This window comes from Thermodesulfovibrio sp. TK110 (genome assembly GCF_054658355.1).
In genome coordinates this window covers 1,202,233-1,216,475 of sequence record NZ_BAAHNB010000001.1, presented here as the reverse complement: position 1 = coordinate 1,216,475, position 14,243 = coordinate 1,202,233, and the positions used below count along the sequence as shown (strand labels likewise).

Sequence of the window (14,243 nt, the reverse complement as noted above, 5' to 3'; positions counted from 1 at the left end):
GTTCTTTAGCATTTATTAAAACTTTTAAGCTTCAGTTTAGTCAAGCTGTTTTTCTTATTTCAAATCCATTCAATCCCTCTGGATCTTCCCATTTTACCTCAATATTTTCAACCTTTGCATAAGGTGGTCCTTCCTTGCATCGTTGTATGGCAATAGAGATTGCATTCTCATCTCCTTCAAATACTGCTTCCACTCTTCCATCTCTTAAATTTCTTACCCAGCCATTTAATTTTAAGGATTGGGCGACTTCCTGAGTGAATGCTCTGTAAAAAACTCCCTGAACTCTTCCACTTATAAAAAGATGTGCTCTTTTCATAGTTTTACTCCTTAATATCCTCTTAAAACTTTCAATCTTCTCTGTGCATCTGCTTCCCATCCACGCAATCCATCACTAAGTTCAAGTGCTGTGGAAAGATTTTCTATAGCTTTAGTCCTGTTCCCTACTGCTTGATAATCAATACCAAGATAGTAATAAGTATCAGGATTTTCACTGATCAATTTTTTTGCTCTTTCAAGAGTATTTATACTTTCATTCCATCTTCCTATCTGAGTCAAAGCTACTCCTTTTATAAGTACTGGATAGAAATAAAGACTGTCAAGTTGTATAGCTTTATTGGCATCGTTTATTGCATCAGAGTATCTTTTTAAATTTAAGTTCACAACTGCTCTGTAAGTGTATGCCTGATTGCTTCCATAAACTGCTATTGCTTTATCAAGGAGAGTTAAAGCCTCTGAGTAATTACGGGATTTTATGTATTTCTTTGCTCTTTCAACATAATCATAGGATTCTTTAGTGGATTTAAGAATTGATTGAATTCTGTGAAAACTTTCACTGTCCTGCTTAAGTCTATAAGAATCAGGATACTGTCTTGAAATCATTTGTTGAACATTTTTTATTCTTGTGTCAGGCAGAGGATGGGTCCTAAGCCACTCAACAGTTCCACCTCTTTCCATTGCTTTGAACTTGTTAAACATACTTATAAGACCTTCTGGATCATATCCTGCCTGATAACTGAATCTTACTCCAAGGGAGTCTGCTTCATTTTCCTGATCACGGCTAAATTTGAGTTGAAGAAGTCCTGATGAAACCTGAGCAAGACTCATTACTGCCCCAGCATATTTAGAGTCATGCAATGCAATACCAAGAATGTTTAAAAGCATATTCATTCCATAAGTTTTTTCCAGAAATTTGGCATGATGTCTTGCATTGATATGTCCAAGTTCATGTGCCAGGACTCCTGCAAGTTCGCTTTCTTTCTGCATTTTTAGTAAAATTCCTCTTGTTATAAAAACAGGTCCTCCAGGCAAGGCAAAAGCATTAATCTCAGAAGAATTAACCACATAAAAACGGTAATCAACTTTTCTTGGCGTAACTGAAGCAATCTTTTCTCCAATCTCTCTTATATAGCTCTGAACTTCTCTGTCAGGATATAAACCATCATTTTCATTTATTGCAGATGGAACAACTCTTTGTCCAATAGCTATCTCCTGTTCAGTTGAAAGCAGTGTATAAACTTTTTTTCCAGAAAGAGGGTCTATCTCCTGAATACAGGCAAAAAGTAGTAAAGGTAGAAAAAGAATGAAAAATTTAAAAAATTTCTTCTTCATTGACAACTTCATTTTTGATTTTGCTTACAAGCTCCTGTAATGCAGGAAAAACATCTGTGCGAAGCCTGCCTGCTACAAGCACTTTCATTATATCATCACCAATCTTCAAATCTCCTTCATTTATCCAGACCTTAACTTCTACAATTCCTTCTCGTTTTTTAATCTCTTCAATGAATTTATTTAACTTTTGAGCATCATAAGAAAGACGCATGCCTTTCACAGGTTTGCCACTTTTGGAAGTTGCTCTAACAACTCCATTATGGATAAGAATCATTCCAATAGAACTGCTTTCAGGATGTGCTTTTATTTCATTAATCCATTTTTCAATCATATTGAATATATTATCACAAACTTAAGGTGTGTATTCAACGTAGGGTTTTATATCAAGAACAGGAGTTCCGTCATACATATCAACTCTTTTTACTTTTATTATGTTATCTCTTACATCAAGAACTTCAAGCACTGAAAGCCCAATTGGGTTTGGTCTATGGGGTGAACAGGTGCTGAAAACTCCCTTTGTTTCATTTAAATGTGGAGGCTTTTGAATTAGTTTTTCAGAAGTAAAGGCAGGAGCCTTATGAAAGCAAAAAATGACGATGATCTTATCTCCTGCCTTTATATCTCTTAAACCAAGCTTATATTCTGGCTCAATGACAATCTCTCCCTCTAAATCAGAGACACTCCAATGTCTTGGTACAGTATCTGCCTTTGTCCTTACATAACCAATTGGCTTGAACTTATACTCTTGCATAACTACCCTCTAATTAGTAAGTATACCACTTTTAAGCAATTTCAGGTAATTGACAGAGTTCGTTAATTTTTGATATTTTTTAATCAATGATGAAAAAATTTTTCATAGTTTTTTTACTTCTTTTTATTCTAATTAATCTTGCCTCAGCTGAAAAAAATAAAAGCATTCTTATGATTATTGCCTCGCAAAATTTCAGAGATGAGGAACTTTTAAAACCTAAGGAAATTTTTGAAAAAAGAGGCTTTAAAGTTACAATTGCTTCTTCCTCCTTGAATACTGCTACGGGAATGCTTGGAGCAAAAATTACTCCTAATTTATTGATTAATAAAGTGAATGTGAAAGATTATGATGCTGTTGTATTTGTTGGTGGGACAGGTGCTACTGAGTATTTTAATAATCCTGTAGCATTAAAAATTGCTCAGGAAACTATAAAACAGAATAAAGTTCTTGCAGCTATATGCATTGCACCAAGAATTTTAGCTGAAGCAGGTGTTCTTCAAAATAGAAAATCCACTGTCTGGAGTTCAGAGGCTTCTGCTTTGAAAAGAAAAGGAGCAATATATACAGGCGAAGATGTTACAGTGGATGGAAAAGTTGTTACAGCTTCTGGTCCACATGCAGCAGAAGCCTTTGCAACTGCTATATTAAAGCTTCTCAAATAATTTTTTAAATTCTACCATAGCGCTGGAGCATGAACAACATAGCATTTTAAGGCTGTTTTAGCCTTCAGTCCATGCAGTTCCTTACTGCCAATGGCTATAATATCACCTTTTTTTACTGGTTGCCAGTCATTATTCATATACATATCACCTTTACCTTCAATGATAAAAATGCTGTCTATTTCTTTTTCATGGGTATGTAAGGGAATTTCAACTCCAGAATCAAGTTCAAGTATTATGATGCTTAACTCAGGGTGTCTCTCCTTTGTAACCACATAGCCAATCCTTACTCCATTAAATTTTGGATGGGGTTGCATCTGAACATCACTTAAATTGATTTTTAATGCCATGACTACTTCCTCCTTTATTCAATTGTCATTAAAGCCACATTTTCAATGTGATATGTCTGCGGAAACATGTCAACTGGTTGAACTTCTATGAGTTTATATCCCTTTTCCTTTAAATATTTCAAGTCTCTTGCAAAGGTGGAGGGCTCACAGGATACATAGATTATTTTTTTAATTCTTTTTTCAGCAATGGCTTCAAGGACTTCTTTCATACATCCAGCTCTTGGCGGGTCAAGAACTATAGCATCTGCAACAATGCTGTGTTCATATAAAGCTTCTTCTGTTTTTTTGCAGAGATAAATGATGTTGTCAAAATTTTTGATATTTATCTGAGCATCTTTCCACGCAGAGCGACTCTCTTCAATGGCAATCACTTTTTCTGCTTTTTTTGCCAAAAACACAGTAAATGTGCCCACTCCAGCATAGGCATCTATAATTACTCTATCATCCTTGTTTATGTAATTAAGAACTGTCTCAATAAGTTTTTCAGCCTGGTAGGTATTTACTTGAAAGAACGAAGGTGCTGATATGATGAATTCATGTCCAAGAAGTTTTTCCGTATAATTTTTTTGACCTGTTTCAATTTCTTCAGTATCCATTTCAGGTTGAACAAGCCACTTCCCTGTGTTTACTCCATATCGTATTGTAACATTATGGGTTTTTCTCCTGGGTGTTTTCCCCTGAAGAACACCAAGAATTTCATTTATTTTTTGATGCATTAGGTAGCAGTAATCTACATGAATAAATTTATGACTTGCTCGCATTTTAAATCCAAGAAGTCTTTGAGTGTTTATGGAAAAATCAGCTCTATTGCGGTAATTGTAAAAAGACTCTGCTTTTATTGTAAGAAGTGTAAATTCTTCAGGATTTTCAAAACCTCCAATTCTTTTAAGCTGCTCCATCACAACAATTTCTTTTAATTTTATCTGATAACTGTATGCCACATGTTGAAAACTGCAGCCACCACACACTCCAAAGAGTTTACACAGTGGTTCTTCTCTAAAAAATGAAGGTGTAACTACATCAACTATCTCTGCTTTGAGATAGTCTCCTTCATCTTTTATTATTTTAACTCGGACTGTTTCTCCTGGTATTCCATAGGGAACAAATACCACTTTACCATCATATTTACCAATTGCTTCACCAAGATGGGCTATGCCTGTAAGCTGAATTTCTATCTCCTTCATAAATATGCCTCAAAGCAGGGTATGCAAAGGATTTTTCCATCAAGTATTCTTGCTTTTGCCTCAGCAACTTTTTCTCCGCAGTTTGCGCATCTTAAGCTTTTAAAAATTTTTGCTTCCTTTGGTGGAGCAATCTGAGGATAGGTTATTTTAAGAATTTTCTCTTTTTCTGCATTGAGAATCTCTTTTATTTTCTCTACTTTTCTTTTATTGACAAATTCAACAACCTGAGAGGATCTGTCTCCTTGCATAAATCTCTGCCACAGTGTTTTTTCTTCTTCAGTTTCCTTGAATTCAAAATCAATTGAGATTCTTACAGCTTTACCATTTCTTCTGTTAAAGAATGTGTAAACCTGTTTGCCATAATCTTTAAATATCAGATTTCCTTTTCCAAAGGTGCATCCTGTAAGAACCTGAATGGCATCAACAGCGCAGGAATCATTCTCTACAATGCATACAACTTCTTCATCATTGGAGCGATCTTTAACTCCCAGTTCTTCCATTGCAGCAGTGGCAACTCTATATCCCAGTGCAAGTCCAGGGCAGCTATGCCCGTGAAATTTTACTACATCTTCAAATTTCATCTTTCCCTCCAGTAAAATTAGTAATAATTACCTTATATCCTTCCTGTCCCATTAATTTTGCTAAATTGTATGCTTCATCATAGTTTGTAAACTTTCCAACTCTGACTCTGTAAAAGGTTTCTCCTTTGAGCACTGCTTTATTTATGTAAACATTTTGATATTTAAGATTCAAAGCCTGCTTTAGTCTCATTGCATTTTCAATTTCATGGAAAGCACCAACCTGAATTGTTAATACACCAGATGAAGGAGTATATTTTACATATCTTACATAGCTTGTGTCTCTTCCAATAGGTTGCATCATAACTTCTGCTGTGCCAGGTCCGATCAGTCCAATTTTTTTTGCCGATGCATAGGATAAATCAATGTCTCTTCCTGGAATAAAAGGTCCTCTGTCATTTACTGTGCATACTACATCTTTTCCATTTTGAAGATTTAAAACTCTCAGCTTTGTTCCAAAGGGATATTCTCTGTGCGCACATGTGTAATCATACATGTTGTATATTTCTCCTGATGCTGTAGGTCTGCCATGAAAATCTGCTCCATACCACGATGCAACACCTTTCCGTGCTCCCTGTGGCACATATTCTATTTCAGGTGGTTTCTTAGGAGCACAGGAAACCAGTATAAATACCAGCAGGATTATCTTTAACCTATAAAATGTATCTGCTAAGGTCCTCACTTTTGATTATTTCACTCAGTTTTTCTCTTACAAATCTGGAATTAATCACGATTTTCTGCCCTTTTAGCTCTGTAGCATTAAAAGAAATATCTTCCAGAAGTTTTTCCATTACAGTATGCAATCTTCTTGCTCCAATGTTTTCAGTTTTTTCATTTACCTGCTGGGCTATTTCTGCAATTTCTTCAATTCCATCACTTGTAAACTCAAGATGGACATCTTCTGTTTCTAAAAGTGCTATGTATTGCTTTATAAGTGCGTTGTCAGGCTCTGTAAGAATTTTTACAAATTCTTCTTTACCAAGGGAGTTAAGCTCAACTCTTATTGGAAATCTTCCCTGCAATTCCGGTATAAGATCAGATGGTTTTGCCACATGGAAGGCTCCAGCAGCTATAAAAAGAATATGATCAGTTCTCACAGGTCCATATTTTGTTGTTACTGTAGAGCCCTCAACAATTGGAAGAAGGTCTCTTTGAACTCCTTCCCTGGATACATCAGGACCATAAGAGCTTCCACGAGAAGCAATTTTGTCAATTTCATCAATAAAGACAATTCCTGTTTGTTCAACTCTTTCAATTGCTTCCTTTGTTACCTTATCCATATCAATAAGTTTATTTGCCTCTTCCTGAGTGAATAAATGTAAGGCTTCTGAAATTTTTACCTTTTTTCTTTTTACACGCTCTGGCAAGAAACTGCCAAGCATTTCTTTAAGATTTATCTCTATTTCTTCCATGGCAACATTTGATATGATGCCGAAAGGCACGACTTTTTCTTTTAAATCAATCTCAATGTAACGGTCATCAAGAAGCCCTTGTCTTAGTTGTTTTCTGAGTTTTTCCCTTGTCTCTTTATACCTTGTTTTTTCTTCTGCTGCTTCATTCATCTCTCTTGAATATCTTGGCTGAGGTAAAAGTATGTCAAGAACTCTCTCTTCTGCCATCTGTTTTGCCTTTTCCTGAACACGCTCAGTATGTTCCTGTTTAACCATATTCATTGCCACTTCTGTAAGGTCTCTGATTATTGACTCCACATCTCTTCCGACATATCCTACTTCTGTAAATTTTGATGCCTCAACCTTTACAAATGGAGCGTTTACAAGCCTTGCAAGTCTTCTTGCGATTTCAGTTTTCCCAACTCCTGTAGGACCAATCATCAATATATTCTTAGGTAAAATCTCATCTCTCAACTCTTTCGGAAGCATCTGCCTGCGGAATCTGTTTCTCAATGCTATTGCCACTGCTTTCTTTGCCTGTTCCTGTCCAATAATAAATTTATCAAGCTCTTCAACAATTTTTTTAGGTGTAAGATTTTCCATCAACTTAATTCCTCCAGTATTATTTGATTATTGGTATAAATGCAGATTTTTGAAGCAATTTCCATTGCTTTTAAAGCAATTTCCCTTGCTGTGAGCTCAGTATTGTCATAAAGTGCTTTTGCTGCTGCAAATGCATATGGACCTCCAGAGCCAATTGCTGCTACAGGGTCTTCTGGTTCAATTACATCACCATTTCCGGAAATAATTAAGATGTGCTGTCTGTCTGCAACAATTAAAAGTGCTTCAAGCCTTCTAAGGATTTTGTCAGTTCTCCAGTCCTTTGCAAGCTCAACAGCAGCTCTTAGAAGATTGCCCTTGTATGTTTCAAGCTTTCCTTCAAATCTTTCAAAAAGTGTGAAAGCATCTGCAGTAGATCCTGCAAAACCTGTAAGAACCTGACCATTATAAAGTTTTCTTATTTTTTTTGCATTATGTTTTAGCACAGTATTTCCCATTGTTACTTGTCCATCAGATGCCATAATTACAGAATCATTTCTTTTCACGCATAACACTGTTGTTCCATGAAATTCCATTTATTCTTCCTCCTTTGAAAGCGGATGCGATTTATCATACACATCCATTAGATGTTTTAAATCAATGTGAGTATAGATCTGAGTTGTTGAAAGAGATGCATGTCCGAGAAGTTCCTGAATTACTCTTAAATCAGCACCTTCCATGAGCAAATGACTGGCAAAGGTGTGCCTTAAGGTGTGTGGTCCGATTTTTTCAAGAATTCCAATGGCTTTTGCATATTTTTCAACAACTCTACGTACCTGTCTATCGGAAATTCTTTTACCACGGTTGTTTATAAAAAGTGGAGGCTCCTCGGAAATCAATTTTTTCTTAATTCGCAAAAGCTGTCTTACTGCAAGATATTTTTTCAATGCTTCTTTTGCTTTCTGTCCAATGGGAACTATTCTTTCTTTGTTTCCTTTTCCTTTAACCTTTATCAATCCTTCTTTTAAATCTACATCGTCCATGTTTAATCCACAAAGCTCACTTACTCTTATTCCACTGCAATAAAAAAGTTCAAGAATTGCCCTGTCTCTTTGAACTGTAAATTTATCCTCATCTGCTGCTTCAACAAGCCTGAAGGCATCATCAACAGTAAGAAATTTTGGAAGGCTCCTTTTTGTCTTAATTGAGGCAACAACCCTTGCAGGGTTAATTTTTATAATTCCTTCTGAGTAAAGATAGGAAAAAAAGGATCTCAATGTGGAAAGTTTTCTTGCCACAGTTGTTTTTGATTTGCCTTTTAATATCTGCTCTGAAATAAAACCTCGGATTGTAACAGGTTCAACCTGATCAGGTTCTGTTTTAGCAAAGTTAAAAAACTCTTCCAGATCCTTTTTGTATGCTCTAAGGGTATGCACAGAGTCTCCTTTTTGCAGTCTTATGTAATTTAAAAAATTATTTATACAAGAGTCAGTTTTATTCATCTTTAAAAAATATTGTAAAATCCGATGATAAATTAAATCAACAGCTTTGTGCTTGACATAAAGGCATTTATTAGTTTATAAAAATTTGTTTTAGCATTTCTCTAAAGAAAAAAATAAGGAGCAGGGAATGGGTAAAATAAAGCTTGCTATTGTGGGAGTGGGAAACTGTGCAAGTGCTCTTATTCAAGGAATTGAGTATTATAAAAAATACAATACTATGGAACAGATTCCAGGTCTTATGCATTTCAATTTAGGAGGTTATGTTCCAGGAGACATAGAAGTTGTAGCAGCTTTTGATATAGATGAAAGAAAGGTGAACAAGCCTCTTAGGGAAGCTGTTTTTGCAAAGCCAAACTGCACAAAGATATTTTATCCAGATTTGCCAGACTATTCTGTAAAAGTATGTATGGGACCTGTTCTTGATGGTTTTGCTGAACACATGAATAATTATCCTCCAGACAAAAGATTTATTCCAGCCAACGAAGAGCCTGTAGATGTTGTCAGGGTTCTGAAAGATTCAGGTGCTCAGATTTTGGTAAGTTATTTGCCTGTTGGTTCAGAAAAAGCCACTCGTTTTTATGCACAAGCAGCCCTGGATGCAGGTGTTGCCTTTATAAACTGTATTCCTGTTTTTATTGCGTCTGATGATGAATGGATTAAGAAATTTGAAAGCAAAAATCTTCCAATAATAGGAGATGATATTAAAAGCCAGATCGGTGCAACAATTGTTCATAGAGTACTTACAAAGCTTTGCATGGATAGAGGAGTAAGAATAACAAATACCTATCAACTAAATGTTGGAGGCAACACAGACTTTCTTAATATGCTTAATCGTGAAAGACTTGCATCAAAAAAGATTTCAAAAACAGAGGCTGTAATAAGTCAGATTTTGCATGAAATTACTGCTGAGCATGTCCACATCGGTCCTTCTGATTACATTCCATGGTTAAATGACAATAAAATATGCTTTTTAAGAATAGAAGGTGAAATTTTTGGAAATGTTCCGATTAATCTTGAACTCAGACTTTCTGTAGAGGATTCTCCTAATAGTGCTGGGGTTGTAATTGATGCAATAAGATGCTGTAAATTAGCACTTGACAGAAAAATTGGCGGACTGCTCATATCAGCATCTGCTTACTTTATGAAGCATCCAAGAGTTCAATATCCTGACGAAGTGGCAAGAACTATGGTGGAGGAGTTTATAGAAGGCAAGAGGGAACGATAACTTGCTCAGTGAGAAATTCAGTCATCTATTAGACAAGCCATTAACACCTTTAGCAAAAGCCTTACCTGTTAATCCCAATATCATTACTTTTATAGGAATGCTTGTTACAGCATTATCAGGATTTATTATTCCATTTAATCTTTTTCTGGGTGGAATTTTTATTCTTGCTGGAGGTGCTTTTGACCTTGTTGACGGAATAGTGGCAAGGGTTAATGGAAGAGCAACAAAATTTGGCGCTTTGCTTGACTCTACTTTTGACAGAATTGCCGATGGATTTATATTTCTTGGTATAGCCTGGTATTTTTTAAGACTCAATTATGATATTGCTCTTGTTATCACTATTTTATGCATGATAGCCTCTTATTTAATCTCCTATGTGAGAGCAAGAGCAGAAGGTTTAGGAGTATCCTGTAATGTGGGCATAATAGAAAGGCCTGAAAGATTGATTTTTCTTGCTTTTGGTTGTTTAACAACTCTCATATATCCTGTATTAATCATTCTTTCAGTATTGAGCTGGATAACAGTGATTCAGAGAATTCTTTATGCCAGAAAACAGATTAAACATTTGCCTCAATGAAGTTTAAAATGTTATCCTTTTTCTAAAGGAGGCAAAAATGAGTGACACATTGATAGTTTTGCTGAGTATTGGATATTTTCTTGCCACACTCAGTCTTATCGCAGCACTTATTTTTCTTATTGTTGTGGCAGTTGAATTAAGAAGAGGCATTAATGCATTAAAAGAATTTATTGATTCAACAAAATCAAAATTAGATCCTGCTATTTTTGAAGCTGAAAAAGTTATTCAAGGTGTCAGATTATCGGTGGATGATGTAAATGAAGTAACCAGAAAAGTTAAAGAACTTTCGCAGGCTGTGGAGAAAGTCAGCTTTCTTATGTCTGAGGTTGTAAATGCTGTTGAAAGGATAAAAAGCTCTGTTTCTTTAAGAAGCAGTGCATTGAAAACAGCATTAAGTGTGGCAGTCAATGTTTTTTTAGAACATCTAAAGAAAGGAGGTAAATAAAAATGGATGAAGAAAGAGGATTCAGCGCAAAATCAGTATTTTTATCATTTTTACTTGGTGGTATCGTAGGAGCTGGACTGGCTTTACTTTTAGCTCCTCAGGCTGGGAAAGAAACAAGAGCAAAGATTAAAGAGACAGCAGAGGATGTAAAAGAAAAAGCTGAAAGTTACCTGAAAGAAGCAAAGGAAAAAATAGCTGACGTTCTTGATAAAGCTAAAGAAACTCTTGAAGAGAAAAAATCAGCCATTACAAAGGCAGCCTTGGCAGGGAAAGAAGCTTATGAAAAGGAGCTTTCTAAGGAAAAGGAGCAAGAAAGCTAATGCACGAGGCATCCATTGCCTATGAATTGCTCAACATTGCAGTTAATGAGTGCTCTAAAAATGGATACAGTAGGATAGACACAATAAAAGTTGTAGTAGGCAGAGCAACAGGTGTAATGACCGATGCTCTGCTCTTCGCATTTAATGTTTTAAAAGAAGAGACAATTGCAAAAAATGCCAGATTAATAATTGAGGAACTTCCTGTCAGAGGAGTTTGTAAGGAGTGTGGAAAAGAGTTTGAAAGCAATGAAAATTATATTATTTTTGAGTGTCCGCACTGTGGAAGCTTCTCAGTAAATTTGATTTCAGGAAAAGAACTTAATATAACTGAAATGGAGGTTAGCCAATGAAGGTGAAGTTAACAACAAAAATTCTTGATGCCAATGAAAGAATAGCAGAAGAAAACAAAAAAATGTTTAAAGAAGCAGGAGTTTATGTAATAAACCTTATGAGTTCTCCAGGTGCAGGTAAAACATCTTTACTTGAGAAAACAATTGCAGCAATCAAGGATAAACTAAGAGTGGGAGTTATTGAAGGTGATATTACTGGAACAAATGATGCTGAAAGAATAGACCGTCTTGGTGTTCCTGTGGTTCAAATTAATACTGAAGGAGCATGCCATCTTGATGCAAATATGATAGCTGATGCAGCAAAAGAGCTACCACTTAAAGATCTGGATGTTTTATTTATTGAAAATGTGGGTAATCTTGTATGTCCAGCAGAATTTAAAGTGGGAGAAGATGTTAAAGTAATGATTTTAAGTCTCACTGAGGGAGATGATAAGCCTCTTAAGTATCCTCTTATGTTTCAGGAATCTTCTGTGTTGATTATTAACAAAATTGATCTTAAGGATTTACTTGATGTAAGCATTGATAAAATCAAAAAGGATGCTCAATTTTTAAATCCCAAAATCAAAATATTTGAAGTATCATGCAAAACAGGGCAAGGTATTGATGAGTGGACCAACTGGCTTCTGATGAATATTTCATGAAAGAAGCATTAAAAGAAGCTGAAAAGGCATATGCATTGGGTGAGGTTCCTGTTGGTGCTGTAATAGTTTTGGATGGTCAGATCGTTGCAAGAGCTCATAACATAAAAGAAACAACCAATGATCCTACTGCCCATGCAGAGATACTGGCGATCAGACAGGCAGCAATTGCTCTTGGTGCATGGAGACTTACAGAGGCAACTCTTTATGTAACAAAAGAGCCGTGTATAATGTGTTCTGGTGCCATAGTTCATGCAAGAATAAAAAGAGTTGTTTATGGTTGCAATGATCCAAAAGGTGGAGGAGCAGTAAGTCTTTACAGAATTCTTCAAGACCCGAGACTCAATCATCAAGTCAAAATAACAGCCGGCATTCTTGAGGAAGAATGCCGTGCTGTTTTGCAGAGATTTTTTAAGGAATTGAGAAATCAATAAATGGGAAATTTTTTACAGAGTGCCTGAACTTTCTTCTTCATATCTTTTATCACTGATTCATTTGATATGTTTTTTATAACTCTTTCAATAATCTCAGCAATTTCCTCCATCTCCTGTTCACCCATACCCCTTGTTGTTACACAGGGAGTTCCTATTCTTATGCCAGAAGTCACTGTAGGAGGCTTTGTATCAAATGGAATGGTATTTTTGTTTACTGTTATTCCAGCTTTATCAAGGGCTTCTTCAGCTTCTTTTCCAGTGATGTTAAAATTTGTAAGATCAACGAGTATAAGATGATTATCTGTTCCATCAGAGACTAATCTAAAGCCTTTTCTTTTTAATGCCTCTGCAAGGGTTTTTGCATTTTTTACAACTTTTTTCTGATATTCTTTAAATTCCTCTGTCAGGGCTTCTTTAAAAGCAACAGCTTTAGCTGCAATTACATGAACCAGTGGCCCACCCTGAATTCCAGGGAAAACAGATTTATCAATGGCTTTTGCAAACTCTGCTTTACACATTATGACTCCGCCTCTTGGACCTCTGAGAGTTTTATGAGTTGTTGTTGTTATAAAATCAGAGTAGGGAACACAAGAAGGATGAATTCCAGTAGCAATAAGTCCAGCAATATGGGCAATATCTGCCATTAAATATGCACCTACTTCTTTTGCTATTTCAGCAAAGGCTTTAAAATCAATGATCCTTGGATAAGCACTCGCCCCTGTGATGATAATTCTTGGTTTGTGTTCATGGGCAAGTCTACGAACTTCGTCCATGTCAATGTATCCAGTATCTTTATTTACACCGTAAAATACTGTTTTGTAAAGCTTACCTGTAAAGTTTACAGCAGAACCATGAGAAAGGTGCCCACCATGAGGAAGACTCATTCCCATTATTGTATCTCCAGGCTTTAATACAGCAAAGTAAACTGCCATATTTGCCTGTGTTCCAGAATGGGGTTGAACATTTACATGCTCAGCATTAAAAAGCTGCTTACACCTTTCCTGAGCAAGTCTTTCCACCTCATCAGCATATTCGCAACCACCATAGTATCTTCTGCCAGGATATCCTTCAGCATATTTATTTGTAAAAAGACTGCCCTGAGCTTGCATAACTGCTCTGCTTGCATAGTTTTCTGAAGCAATCATGAGGATTTTGTTACTCTCTCTCTTTTTTTCTTTAAGTATCAATGAATAAATCTCAGGGTCAACTTCTTTTAATGATTTTGTTTTCATTTATCAAAACCTCTCTTTCTATAAGATTTATTTTTTCAATCCTTCTTGAATGTCTTCCACCTTCAAAAGGTGTATTAAACCAGACATTTACTATCTCCATTGCAAGGTCTTTTCCCACAACTCTTCCACCAATGCAGAGAATATTGGCATCATTGTGAAGTCTTGACATTTTTGCTGTAAAAAGATCGTTACACAAAGCTGCACGAACATTTTTAAACTTGTTTGCAACAATTGACATGCCTATGCCTGTACCACATATCAAAATTCCTCTTTCCACACTACCCTGAGATACAGCTTTTGCAACAGCCTCTGCATAGTCTGGATAATCAACAGAGCATGAAGAACCTGTTCCCATATCAATGAGTTCGTATCCCATATTTTTTACCATACGGGATATAATCTCTTTTAATTCAAAACCTGCATGATCAGAACCAATAGCAACCTTCATGTTGAGTATTA

21 protein-coding genes are annotated in these 14,243 nt (G+C 35.8%); 8 read left to right on the top strand and 13 right to left on the bottom strand.

What is annotated here, in order from left to right:
* Window positions 1-40: 40 nt before the first annotated feature.
* Genes ACYQ3X_RS06350 through tsaA form a run of 4 tightly spaced genes read right to left on the bottom strand, consistent with a single transcriptional unit; the run spans window position 41 to window position 2,359 of the window.
* The gene (locus ACYQ3X_RS06350; RefSeq protein WP_460180967.1) at window positions 41-316 is read right to left on the bottom strand and encodes an acylphosphatase; all 276 of its coding nucleotides are present in this window, start codon (window positions 314-316) and stop codon (window positions 41-43) included.
* 11 nt (window positions 317-327) lie between these two features.
* Window positions 328-1,608, bottom strand: coding sequence for a beta-barrel assembly-enhancing protease (locus ACYQ3X_RS06345; RefSeq protein ID WP_460180966.1), 1,281 nt, complete (start codon window positions 1,606-1,608; stop codon window positions 328-330).
* Complete coding sequence (locus tag ACYQ3X_RS06340; RefSeq protein ID WP_460180965.1) at window positions 1,589-1,939, bottom strand: molybdenum cofactor biosynthesis protein MoaE; 351 nt, start codon at window positions 1,937-1,939, stop codon at window positions 1,589-1,591. Before ACYQ3X_RS06340 ends, ACYQ3X_RS06345 begins: the two co-directional genes overlap by 20 nt.
* Before the next feature lie 21 nt (window positions 1,940-1,960).
* Window positions 1,961-2,359 (bottom strand): tRNA (N6-threonylcarbamoyladenosine(37)-N6)-methyltransferase TrmO, encoded by a 399-nt coding sequence (gene tsaA, locus ACYQ3X_RS06335; protein ID WP_460180964.1) that lies wholly within the window; start codon window positions 2,357-2,359, stop codon window positions 1,961-1,963.
* Window positions 2,360-2,445: 86 nt separating this feature from the next.
* Between tsaA and ACYQ3X_RS06330 the strand changes: the two genes are divergently transcribed.
* Window positions 2,446-3,021, top strand: a complete 576-nt coding sequence (locus ACYQ3X_RS06330) for a DJ-1/PfpI family protein (RefSeq protein ID WP_460180963.1) — start codon at window positions 2,446-2,448, stop codon at window positions 3,019-3,021.
* Window positions 3,022-3,032: 11 nt separating this feature from the next.
* Here the strand turns inward: ACYQ3X_RS06330 and ACYQ3X_RS06325 are convergent, their stop codons facing one another.
* The 7 genes from ACYQ3X_RS06325 to xerC are packed head-to-tail and all read right to left on the bottom strand — an operon-like array spanning window position 3,033 to window position 8,563.
* A complete protein-coding gene (locus tag ACYQ3X_RS06325; RefSeq protein ID WP_460180962.1) occupies window positions 3,033-3,368 on the bottom strand; it encodes a cupin domain-containing protein in 336 nt (111 codons plus the stop codon).
* Between the two features lie 14 nt (window positions 3,369-3,382).
* On the bottom strand, window positions 3,383-4,552 hold the full coding sequence (locus tag ACYQ3X_RS06320) for a class I SAM-dependent RNA methyltransferase (protein WP_460180961.1): 1,170 nt from the start codon (window positions 4,550-4,552) through the stop codon (window positions 3,383-3,385).
* Complete coding sequence (locus tag ACYQ3X_RS06315; protein ID WP_460180960.1) at window positions 4,549-5,133, bottom strand: FmdE family protein; 585 nt, start codon at window positions 5,131-5,133, stop codon at window positions 4,549-4,551. The genes ACYQ3X_RS06320 and ACYQ3X_RS06315 overlap by 4 nt, the downstream gene beginning before the upstream one ends.
* Window positions 5,123-5,812, bottom strand: a complete 690-nt coding sequence (locus tag ACYQ3X_RS06310) for a septal ring lytic transglycosylase RlpA family protein (RefSeq protein ID WP_460180959.1) — start codon at window positions 5,810-5,812, stop codon at window positions 5,123-5,125. Before ACYQ3X_RS06310 ends, ACYQ3X_RS06315 begins: the two co-directional genes overlap by 11 nt.
* The gene (gene hslU / locus ACYQ3X_RS06305) at window positions 5,784-7,133 is read right to left on the bottom strand and encodes an ATP-dependent protease ATPase subunit HslU (protein ID WP_460181699.1); all 1,350 of its coding nucleotides are present in this window, start codon (window positions 7,131-7,133) and stop codon (window positions 5,784-5,786) included. The genes ACYQ3X_RS06310 and hslU overlap by 29 nt, the downstream gene beginning before the upstream one ends.
* Window positions 7,124-7,657, bottom strand: coding sequence for an ATP-dependent protease subunit HslV (gene hslV / locus ACYQ3X_RS06300; RefSeq protein WP_460180958.1), 534 nt, complete (start codon window positions 7,655-7,657; stop codon window positions 7,124-7,126). The genes hslU and hslV overlap by 10 nt, the downstream gene beginning before the upstream one ends.
* The gene (gene xerC / locus ACYQ3X_RS06295) at window positions 7,658-8,563 is read right to left on the bottom strand and encodes a tyrosine recombinase XerC (protein ID WP_460180957.1); all 906 of its coding nucleotides are present in this window, start codon (window positions 8,561-8,563) and stop codon (window positions 7,658-7,660) included.
* Window positions 8,564-8,690: 127 nt separating this feature from the next.
* Between xerC and ACYQ3X_RS06290 the strand changes: the two genes are divergently transcribed.
* From ACYQ3X_RS06290 to tadA, 7 genes are read left to right on the top strand one after another with little or no spacing between them, the layout of a single operon-like run.
* Window positions 8,691-9,788, top strand: coding sequence for an inositol-3-phosphate synthase (locus ACYQ3X_RS06290; RefSeq protein WP_460180956.1), 1,098 nt, complete (start codon window positions 8,691-8,693; stop codon window positions 9,786-9,788).
* A 1-nt stretch (window position 9,789) separates the two neighbouring features.
* Complete coding sequence (locus ACYQ3X_RS06285; protein ID WP_460180955.1) at window positions 9,790-10,365, top strand: CDP-alcohol phosphatidyltransferase family protein; 576 nt, start codon at window positions 9,790-9,792, stop codon at window positions 10,363-10,365.
* A gap of 37 nt (window positions 10,366-10,402) precedes the next feature.
* Window positions 10,403-10,810 carry a DUF948 domain-containing protein gene (locus ACYQ3X_RS06280; protein WP_460180954.1) on the top strand — a complete coding sequence of 136 codons (408 nt, stop codon included), beginning with the start codon at window positions 10,403-10,405 and terminating at the stop codon, window positions 10,808-10,810.
* Between the two features lie 2 nt (window positions 10,811-10,812).
* The gene (locus ACYQ3X_RS06275; protein ID WP_460180953.1) at window positions 10,813-11,130 is read left to right on the top strand and encodes a YtxH domain-containing protein; all 318 of its coding nucleotides are present in this window, start codon (window positions 10,813-10,815) and stop codon (window positions 11,128-11,130) included.
* Window positions 11,130-11,480, top strand: a complete 351-nt coding sequence (gene hypA / locus ACYQ3X_RS06270; RefSeq protein ID WP_460180952.1) for a hydrogenase maturation nickel metallochaperone HypA — start codon at window positions 11,130-11,132, stop codon at window positions 11,478-11,480. The genes ACYQ3X_RS06275 and hypA overlap by 1 nt, the downstream gene beginning before the upstream one ends.
* A complete protein-coding gene (gene hypB, locus ACYQ3X_RS06265) occupies window positions 11,477-12,121 on the top strand; it encodes a hydrogenase nickel incorporation protein HypB (RefSeq protein ID WP_460180951.1) in 645 nt (214 codons plus the stop codon). Before hypA ends, hypB begins: the two co-directional genes overlap by 4 nt.
* Window positions 12,118-12,552: a tRNA adenosine(34) deaminase TadA gene (tadA, locus tag ACYQ3X_RS06260; RefSeq protein ID WP_460180950.1), complete on the top strand. Its 435-nt coding sequence runs from the start codon at window positions 12,118-12,120 to the stop codon at window positions 12,550-12,552. The genes hypB and tadA overlap by 4 nt, the downstream gene beginning before the upstream one ends.
* Here the strand turns inward: tadA and ACYQ3X_RS06255 are convergent.
* Both ACYQ3X_RS06255 and rpiB read right to left on the bottom strand, forming a co-directional pair.
* Window positions 12,546-13,784, bottom strand: a complete 1,239-nt coding sequence (locus tag ACYQ3X_RS06255) for a serine hydroxymethyltransferase (RefSeq protein ID WP_460180949.1) — start codon at window positions 13,782-13,784, stop codon at window positions 12,546-12,548. The two genes, tadA and ACYQ3X_RS06255, sit on opposite strands and share 7 nt — an antisense overlap.
* Window positions 13,756-14,232: a ribose 5-phosphate isomerase B gene (gene rpiB, locus ACYQ3X_RS06250; protein ID WP_460180948.1), complete on the bottom strand. Its 477-nt coding sequence runs from the start codon at window positions 14,230-14,232 to the stop codon at window positions 13,756-13,758. Before rpiB ends, ACYQ3X_RS06255 begins: the two co-directional genes overlap by 29 nt.
* Window positions 14,233-14,243 lie beyond the last annotated feature (11 nt).

Excerpts from the sequence above, each read along its gene's own strand:
- ACYQ3X_RS06350 (WP_460180967.1), bottom strand. The coding sequence starts at position 316 with ATGAAAAGAGCACATCTTTTTATAAGTGGAAGAGTTCAGGGAGTTTTT.
- ACYQ3X_RS06345 (WP_460180966.1), bottom strand. The coding sequence starts at position 1,608 with ATGAAGAAGAAATTTTTTAAATTTTTCATTCTTTTTCTACCTTTACTA.
- ACYQ3X_RS06340 (WP_460180965.1), bottom strand. The coding sequence starts at position 1,939 with ATGATTGAAAAATGGATTAATGAAATAAAAGCACATCCTGAAAGCAGT.
- tsaA (WP_460180964.1), bottom strand. The coding sequence starts at position 2,359 with ATGCAAGAGTATAAGTTCAAGCCAATTGGTTATGTAAGGACAAAGGCA.
- ACYQ3X_RS06330 (WP_460180963.1), top strand. The coding sequence starts at position 2,446 with ATGATGAAAAAATTTTTCATAGTTTTTTTACTTCTTTTTATTCTAATT.
- ACYQ3X_RS06325 (WP_460180962.1), bottom strand. The coding sequence starts at position 3,368 with ATGGCATTAAAAATCAATTTAAGTGATGTTCAGATGCAACCCCATCCA.
- ACYQ3X_RS06320 (WP_460180961.1), bottom strand. The coding sequence starts at position 4,552 with ATGAAGGAGATAGAAATTCAGCTTACAGGCATAGCCCATCTTGGTGAA.
- ACYQ3X_RS06315 (WP_460180960.1), bottom strand. The coding sequence starts at position 5,133 with ATGAAATTTGAAGATGTAGTAAAATTTCACGGGCATAGCTGCCCTGGA.
- hslV (WP_460180958.1), bottom strand. The coding sequence starts at position 7,657 with ATGGAATTTCATGGAACAACAGTGTTATGCGTGAAAAGAAATGATTCT.
- xerC (WP_460180957.1), bottom strand. The coding sequence starts at position 8,563 with ATGAATAAAACTGACTCTTGTATAAATAATTTTTTAAATTACATAAGA.
- ACYQ3X_RS06290 (WP_460180956.1), top strand. The coding sequence starts at position 8,691 with ATGGGTAAAATAAAGCTTGCTATTGTGGGAGTGGGAAACTGTGCAAGT.
- ACYQ3X_RS06280 (WP_460180954.1), top strand. The coding sequence starts at position 10,403 with ATGAGTGACACATTGATAGTTTTGCTGAGTATTGGATATTTTCTTGCC.
- ACYQ3X_RS06275 (WP_460180953.1), top strand. The coding sequence starts at position 10,813 with ATGGATGAAGAAAGAGGATTCAGCGCAAAATCAGTATTTTTATCATTT.
- hypA (WP_460180952.1), top strand. The coding sequence starts at position 11,130 with ATGCACGAGGCATCCATTGCCTATGAATTGCTCAACATTGCAGTTAAT.
- hypB (WP_460180951.1), top strand. The coding sequence starts at position 11,477 with ATGAAGGTGAAGTTAACAACAAAAATTCTTGATGCCAATGAAAGAATA.
- tadA (WP_460180950.1), top strand. The coding sequence starts at position 12,118 with ATGAAAGAAGCATTAAAAGAAGCTGAAAAGGCATATGCATTGGGTGAG.
- ACYQ3X_RS06255 (WP_460180949.1), bottom strand. The coding sequence starts at position 13,784 with ATGAAAACAAAATCATTAAAAGAAGTTGACCCTGAGATTTATTCATTG.
- rpiB (WP_460180948.1), bottom strand. The coding sequence starts at position 14,232 with ATGAAGGTTGCTATTGGTTCTGATCATGCAGGTTTTGAATTAAAAGAG.